The sequence below is a fragment of the Marinobacter sp. bablab_jr003 genome, from assembly GCF_016464245.1.
Lineage (GTDB): Bacteria > Pseudomonadota > Gammaproteobacteria > Pseudomonadales > Oleiphilaceae > Marinobacter > Marinobacter vinifirmus.
In genome coordinates, this window is the sequence record NZ_JADARC010000120.1 from 59,688 (window position 1) to 67,077 (window position 7,390).

4 protein-coding genes are annotated in these 7,390 nt (G+C 56.4%); 2 read left to right on the forward strand and 2 right to left on the reverse strand.

Annotation, left to right across the window (positions count from 1 at the left end; all coding sequences use genetic code 11):
• Positions 1 to 13: 13 nt before the first annotated feature.
• Together acnD and prpF are read left to right on the forward strand one after the other, a co-directional pair.
• A complete protein-coding gene (gene acnD, locus H3Z84_RS14470) occupies positions 14 to 2,638 on the forward strand; it encodes a Fe/S-dependent 2-methylisocitrate dehydratase AcnD (RefSeq protein ID WP_199457951.1) in 2,625 nt (874 codons plus the stop codon).
• Positions 2,635 to 3,813: a 2-methylaconitate cis-trans isomerase PrpF gene (gene prpF / locus H3Z84_RS14475; RefSeq protein ID WP_199457952.1), complete on the forward strand. Its 1,179-nt coding sequence runs from the start codon at positions 2,635 to 2,637 to the stop codon at positions 3,811 to 3,813. Before acnD ends, prpF begins: the two co-directional genes overlap by 4 nt.
• 40 nt (positions 3,814 to 3,853) lie before the next feature.
• Here prpF and H3Z84_RS14480 read toward each other — a convergent pair whose 3' ends face one another.
• Entirely contained in the window at positions 3,854 to 4,912 is a 1,059-nt protein-coding gene (locus H3Z84_RS14480) for an ExeA family protein (protein ID WP_199457953.1), read from the reverse strand.
• An 89-nt stretch (positions 4,913 to 5,001) separates the two neighbouring features.
• Positions 5,002 to 7,008: a PA14 domain-containing protein gene (locus H3Z84_RS14485; RefSeq protein ID WP_199457954.1), complete on the reverse strand. Its 2,007-nt coding sequence runs from the start codon at positions 7,006 to 7,008 to the stop codon at positions 5,002 to 5,004.
• Positions 7,009 to 7,390: the final 382 nt, after the last annotated feature.

Sequence of the window (7,390 nt, forward strand, 5' to 3'; positions counted from 1 at the left end):
GAGGTTTTAAACCATGAATACCGAATTCAGAAAAGCCCTTCCAGGCACCGACCTGGAATACTACGACACCCGCCAGGCGGTAGAGGCCATTCAGCCGGGCTCCTATGCCAAGCTGCCGTACACCTCCAAGATCCTCGCCGAGCAGTTGGTGCGTCGTTGTGACAAGGAATCCCTGACCGATTCGCTGAAACAGCTGATTGAGCGCCGCCGTGACCTGGACTTTCCCTGGTACCCGGCCCGTGTGGTGTGCCACGACATTCTGGGCCAGACTGCCCTGGTAGACCTGGCCGGCTTGCGTGATGCCATCGCGGAGAAGGGCGGTGATCCGTCTAAAGTTAACCCTGTGGTGCCCACCCAGCTGATCGTGGATCACTCCCTGGCGGTTGAAGCGCCGGGCTTTGATCCGGACGCGTTCGAAAAGAACCGTGCCATCGAAGACCGCCGCAACGAAGACCGTTTTCACTTTATCAACTGGACCCGCACCGCGTTCCGTAACGTGGATGTGATTCCGGCCGGTAACGGCATCATGCACCAGATCAACCTGGAGAAAATGTCTCCGGTGATCCAGAACCGCCCGGACGAAGATGGCCATCCGATCGCCTTCCCGGACACCTGCGTAGGTACCGACAGCCACACCCCGCACATTGATGCCCTGGGTGTTATTGCTGTGGGCGTGGGTGGCCTGGAAGCAGAAACCGTTATGCTGGGCCAGCCTTCCATGATGCGCCTTCCGGATATCGTGGGTGTGAAGCTGACTGGCAAGCGCCAGCCGGGCATCACTGCCACCGATATCGTCCTGGCCATTACCGAGTTCCTGCGTAAGGAACGCGTGGTTGGTGCCTACCTGGAATTCTTCGGCGAAGGCGCTTCCAGCCTGACCATCGGCGACCGTGCCACCATTTCCAACATGACTCCGGAATACGGTGCCACCGCCGCGATGTTCTACATCGACGAGCAGACCATTGACTACCTGAAGCTGACCGGCCGTGAGCCCGAGCAGGTAGACCTGGTAGAGAAGTTCGCTAAAGAAACCGGCCTGTGGGCGACTGAAATGACCGAAGCCCAGTACGAGCGTGTGCTGGAATTTGATCTGTCCACCGTTGTGCGTAACGTGGCTGGCCCGTCCAACCCGCACCGCCGTGTGGCGACTTCCGACCTGCACGATCGCGGCATTGCCGTGAACCTGGACAAGGCCCTGGAAGAAGAGAAGAAGGGCCTGATGCCCGATGGCGCGGTGATCATCGCGGCGATCACTTCCTGCACCAACACCTCCAACCCCCGCAACGTGGTGGCTGCCGGCCTGCTGGCCAAGAAAGCCAACGAGCTGGGGCTGGTGCGCAAGCCCTGGGTGAAATCTTCCTTCGCACCGGGCTCCAAGGTTGCCCGCCTGTACCTGGAAGAAGCCGGCCTGCTGCCGGAAATGGAAAAACTGGGCTTCGGTATCGTGGCCTACGCCTGCACCACCTGTAACGGTATGTCTGGTGCGCTGGATCCGAAAATCCAAAAAGAAATCATCGACCGCGACCTGTACTCCACTGCGGTGTTGTCTGGTAACCGCAACTTCGACGGCCGGATTCACCCCTACGCCAAGCAGGCGTTCCTGGCGTCTCCGCCACTGGTTGTGGCCTACGCCATCGCCGGTACTGTGCGTTTCGACATCGAACAGGACGCCCTGGGCTACGACAAGGACGGCAAGCCGGTCACCCTGAAAGACCTGTGGCCGTCTGATGAAGAAATCGACCGCATTGTTGGCGAGTTCGTTAAGCCGGAGCAGTTCAAGCAGGTGTACATCCCGATGTTCAACCTGGATGAAGCCGAGCAGGCCAAGAGCCCGCTGTACGAGTGGCGCCCTCAGTCCACCTACATTCGCCGCCCGCCGTACTGGGAAGGCACCATGGCGGCTGAGCGCCAGCTCAAGGGCATGCGCCCGCTGGCGATCCTGCCGGACAACATCACTACAGATCACCTGTCGCCGTCCAACGCCATCATGATGGACTCCGCCGCTGGCGAATACCTGCACAAGATGGGCCTGCCGGAGGAAGACTTTAACTCCTACGCCACCCACCGTGGTGATCACCTGACCGCCCAGCGTGCCACCCTGGCCAACCCGAAACTGTTCAACGAAATGGTTCGGGACGAAAACGGCGAAGTGGTGCAGGGCTCCCTGGCCCGTGTTGAGCCGGAAGGCAAGACCATGCGCATGTGGGAAGCCATTGAAACCTACATGGAGCGCAAGCAGCCGCTGATCATCATCGCCGGCGCCGATTATGGTCAGGGTTCTTCCCGTGACTGGGCCGCCAAGGGTGTTGCCCTGGCGGGTGTGGAAGCCATCGTTGCTGAAGGCTTCGAGCGCATTCACCGTACCAACCTGATCGGCATGGGTGTAATGCCCCTGCAGTTCGAGGAAGGCACCACACGCCAGATCCTGCAGCTGGACGGTACCGAAACCTACGACGTAGAAGGTGCCGCAGCCCCGGGTGCGAAGCTGGAACTGGTCATCCACCGCAAGACCGGTGAAGAAGACCGGGTACCGGTAATCTGCCGACTGGATACCGCGGAAGAAGTCACCGTGTACTCCGCCGGCGGCGTACTGCAGCGCTTCGCCCAGAACTTCCTGGCGTCTGAGGGGGCGGCATGAGCTTCCCCCCACAGATAAAGGTTCCAGCCACCTACATGCGTGGCGGTACCAGTAAAGGCGCGTTTTTCCGGCTACAAGACCTGCCGGAAGCCTGCCAGGTGCCCGGCGAAGCCCGCGATAAGCTGCTGCTTCGGGTGATCGGCAGTCCCGATCCCTACGAAAAGCAGATCGACGGTCTGGGTAACGCCACCTCCAGTACCAGCAAAACGGTGATTCTGGCAGCGCCGACGCAGCCGGACCACGATGTTGATTACCTGTTCGGTCAGGTGGCGATCGACAAGCCGTTTGTGGACTGGAGTGGTAACTGCGGCAACCTCACCGCAGCTGTTGGCGCCTTCGCCATTAACAGCGGGTTTGTTGCCAAAGAGCGGATTCCTGAAAACGGTATCTGCACCGTGCGTATCTGGCAGGCCAACATCCAGAAAACCATCGTGGCCCATGTACCCATCACCAATGGTGAAGTGCAGGAGACCGGTGATTTCGAACTGGATGGCGTGACCTTCCCGGCTGCGGAAGTGAAGATCGAATTCATGGATCCGGCCGATGGTGAAGGTTCCATGTTCCCCACCGGCAACCTGGTGGATGACCTGGACGTGCCGGGTATCGGAACCCTGAAAGCGACCATGATCAACGCCGGAATACCGACCATCTTCCTGAATGCGGAAGACATCGGTTATAAAGGCACGGAGCTGCAGAATGACATCAACAGCGACCCGAAAGCGCTGGCCATGTTCGAGACCATCCGTGCCCATGGCGCAGTGAAAATGGGCTTGATCAAGGATGTTGCCGAGGCGGCTAACCGTCAACACACGCCGAAGGTGGCGTTTGTGGCCAGGCCGGCGGATTATGTGTCTTCCAGCGGCAAGCAGGTCAATGCGGCGGATATCGACGTGCTGGTTCGCGCCTTGTCTATGGGCAAGCTTCACCACGCCATGATGGGTACCGCAGCCGTCGCTATCGCAACGGCTTCCGCGATTCCCGGAACACTGGTGAACCTGGCTGCCGGCGGCGGTGATCGTACCGAAGTGACGTTCGGCCATCCCTCCGGAACTCTGGGTGTGGGAGCTGAAGCGAAAGAAGTGAACGGCGAATGGACTGCCACCAAGGCCATCATGAGCCGCAGTGCGCGGGTTATCATGGAAGGCTGGGTGAGGGTGCCCGGCGATACGTTCTGATGTGCTATAGCCCGGGCCTGATCAGGCCCGGGTTCTTCCGTTATTTGCGGGTAGGGGTAAAGTTCGTGATATTGCTCCCCGAACTCGTACCTTTTCCTGCCGGTTCATCCGGAAAAATTCTTCCCAGACGACTGTCGATCGCTTCCAGTGCCGAGGCAATACGTTCCAGGCTACTAGCGGCCTGCGCCCAATGTTGCTCCGTGTTCGGATTAATGCTCTGTGACAGTGACGCGGCTTGTTCCATCGGCGGTTTTACCGGTTGCTGCCGGTAATTGGGACGGGTTTTCTTTCTTACCGGTTCTTCCCCAAGTATTTCGGTACGAATGGAGTTCAGGTCGTGGGGATCAATAAACGGCCGGTCTTCTGAGTAGGCGCACATCAGCATGCCGTCGCACAGTTTGTTGATCAGCCTGGGAATGCCGCCGCTGATCTTGTGAATCTCCCGCACGGTTTCTTCATCGAACAGTTTGTTGCCGCCATGGCCGGAAACCAGTAGCCGGTAATCAATATACTCGGCGGTTTCTGCCGGAGTGAGTCCCTCGAGGTGGAAAAACAGTTTTACCCGCTGGGCCAGTTGCGGAATCGATGTTATGGCCTGTCTCAGTTCCGGCTGGCCGAGCAGGATGACCCGCATGGACGGCCCGCCCATACTCTCCATGCCGGTGAGCATGCGGATATCTTCCAGGTTTTCACGGGTCAGGTTCTGGGCTTCATCGATGGTCAGCACCACCGGGGTGCCTTCCCGCGCCATGCTCTCCAGATACTCGGTAATCTGGAACAGCATGGCCACCTTGGTGTCGTCTTTCACTTCCAGCCCGGCCTTGCGCAGGATCAGGGCAAACAGGTCCCGGGATTCCAGGTTGGTGTAGGAAATGTTCAGCAGCTTGAGGTTGCCTTCCAGGTTCCGGATGGTTTTCTTCAGCAGAGTGGTCTTGCCCGAACCAATCTCGCCACTGATCACCACAAAACCTTCCGAACTCCAGATGGCAGAAGACATGTACACATAGGCCCGCGAATGCTGCTGGCTCATATAGATGAAATCGTCTTCCGGGGTGATGCGGAAGGGGTGTCGATGTAGTCCGAAGAAGTCCAGGTACATAGTCAGTTCCTGTGGAATACTCAGGCTATGCCGAGAATCGGGTCATTAATAACAGACCCAGGAGTTCGTCGGAACATTGATAAGTTGGGTCATTGAATCGTATGGCTAAGTACCTCTGAATTTTCACTCATCAGTCCATTAGTGTCGATCACTCTGATTGAAAAATACCAGGTACCTGGAGTCAGACCCGAAACCTTGCCACTGGTTTGGCCACCATCAACGGTAACCGTTTCAGAAAGAGTGTCGGGAGAACTTCCATAGAGAATTTCATAGCTCTGGATCTCACTTAAGGAAATCGAGCTGCCGTCTACGCGAGTCAGTGGCGCGGTCCATTGCAGTGTTACTGAACTGGTATCGGGCTCAGTGGGTGGCGTTGCAGTGGCTGAGTCATCGCCCACCGTCGGGCTTTCGGGTGAAGCCAGGGGCTCCAGGGTCCAGGGGCTAAGTGATGAATTAAAGGCATCGATATTGCTGATCCCGGAGCCATTTTTAACATCTGACGCATCGTCACTCCAAGGCAACAAACCGTTTCGGAGTTCCCACGTATCCGGGATACCGTCGGCGTCAGAATCTGAAATCGAAGATACGGTCAGGTCCGGAGACCTTACGTTGTCACCAATTGCCAGAGCCTCGCCTGTTGAGTCATCCACGATTGAAAGTTCGGCTACAGCAGCTTCTCCACGTTCATAATATTCCATCAATACCTGAACCACCTGTTGCGGCTCCAGAGTGATGGAGGCGGTAAAGGTAGTAGCACCCTGATCCCTCCATGCAGATATTCTCTGCTCACCGTCAATGTATAAACGTGAACCGTCGTCAGTGCGCATTCTGAAAGAGTAGCTTCTGTCACCACTACTGTGGGGCGCCGTAAACTCACCGATCCAGCGAACGCTGAAGTTGTCGCTGGGTTGGCCTTCCGCAAAAGAGCCCGCATTTGACCGGAACTGAATGTTCTCGTCGTGGCGGGCCGTCAAGAACCGCTCGAAGCCAGTTCCTGTAAAGTACTGCCCAACGAAACCCCTGGCGTACGTCATGCCTGATACGGGCTCTTCATCGATTACCGGTATGGATGTGGCATTACCAGGGTCTGTGCCGGCAAGATATTCCTCCCGGTTTGTGAAGCCATCTCGGTCAAGGTCTTCCTCTGAATCGGATGCATCGACCGGATTCAGTCCCAGTGCAAATTCCGCGCCGTCGGGAATCCCGTCTCCATCTGTGTCCGGATTGTTTTCAGAAGTGCCAATCAAGAACTCATCTGCAGCTAGCAGAAGATCGTTGTCGGGGTCAGAGTTTGCGTCTGATGGGTCTGCAGGAGACAGGCCATTAACGACTTCCCAGTTATCGTAGAGCCCGTCCTGATCGTTATCCAGCGGTGGAAAAGCCGGATTGAATACCAAGCCTTCAGAGCCATCCAGATACCCTACGGCATATCCCAGCCGGAAGCTTTCCTCATTCCCTTGCCCTGTTAACTCCGTTGCTGACTCACCCGCATAGCTGGCAATACTGTCTGAAGAAACTACTTGCCGGTTAATACCGGGACCTTCCCAGGCCACACTGAAATGATCACCGCCACCACCCTCTTTGTGTACGATTTCAAAATAGTATCGCTCACCTGCCTGCAACTCCATTGCCGGGGAGCGCTGGGCGCTGTATTTGTTGTAGTCGAGTGGATTAGTCCACCCGGGAACAGTTGCAATTTTTGCCTTGGTGTCAGGGTCAGAATTCGAACTAAGCCAGAACTCTGTTACATCATCACCGCTGACAAAGAATGTGAAAAGGCCGGTTGAGGGGGGGGAGATGTAACCTCGAGTGAGGGATCCGTAGTTGTCAGCCCGATTTGTCGAACCTTTTAGTTCATTGAGAAGCGCTGTGGAGTCGGGGTTGTCAGGGTATGCGGTATTTGACGTAAGGGCGTCTGTTGACGTTCCCGGCACGCCATCCCAATAAAAGACCTGAACTTCTCCTGGCGTGCTGGATTTTGGAAGAGCCGCTGTCGGTGGTAGCTTCTGGAGATCTGATACTCTGAAGCTTTGGCAGCCTGTTAATATAAAAGATAATAAAAAACAGGTGGTTAGGCTGGGGCGCAAGGGTGACATTATGACTCTCCATTGTCAGTAAGTTGGCCGTCTTCCGCAAAGTATTGATTCGTCGCTGAAGTACTGCCACCTTTGGTCAGGAACGTTTTGGAATCTTACCTTGGTCTTTATTCCTATTATTTCTTATCGAAGAAAGAGTCTCATTTATATTCAGAATTCATGGCCTATGGTCACGTCAGCCGGATAACCTGATTGCTGCGCAGTAGCGTTCTATCTGGTTCATATGCGTTGTAACTCTCGCTAACTGCGTAAACCGCTGAAGGTTGCCACCCATTCCACGTGAAGCCTGCCACCCGGACCGGAGCAAGGCTGCCACCCATCGGAGCGTAGCGACGCGGGGTTTCTCTTCTTACTCCGAAGTCTCAGTGCCCGTCAACTTTGC

Excerpts from the sequence above, each read along its gene's own strand:
- acnD (WP_199457951.1), top strand. The coding sequence starts at position 14 with ATGAATACCGAATTCAGAAAAGCCCTTCCAGGCACCGACCTGGAATAC.
- H3Z84_RS14485 (WP_199457954.1), bottom strand. The coding sequence starts at position 7,008 with ATGTCACCCTTGCGCCCCAGCCTAACCACCTGTTTTTTATTATCTTTT.
- prpF (WP_199457952.1), top strand. The coding sequence starts at position 2,635 with ATGAGCTTCCCCCCACAGATAAAGGTTCCAGCCACCTACATGCGTGGC.
- H3Z84_RS14480 (WP_199457953.1), bottom strand. The coding sequence starts at position 4,912 with ATGTACCTGGACTTCTTCGGACTACATCGACACCCCTTCCGCATCACC.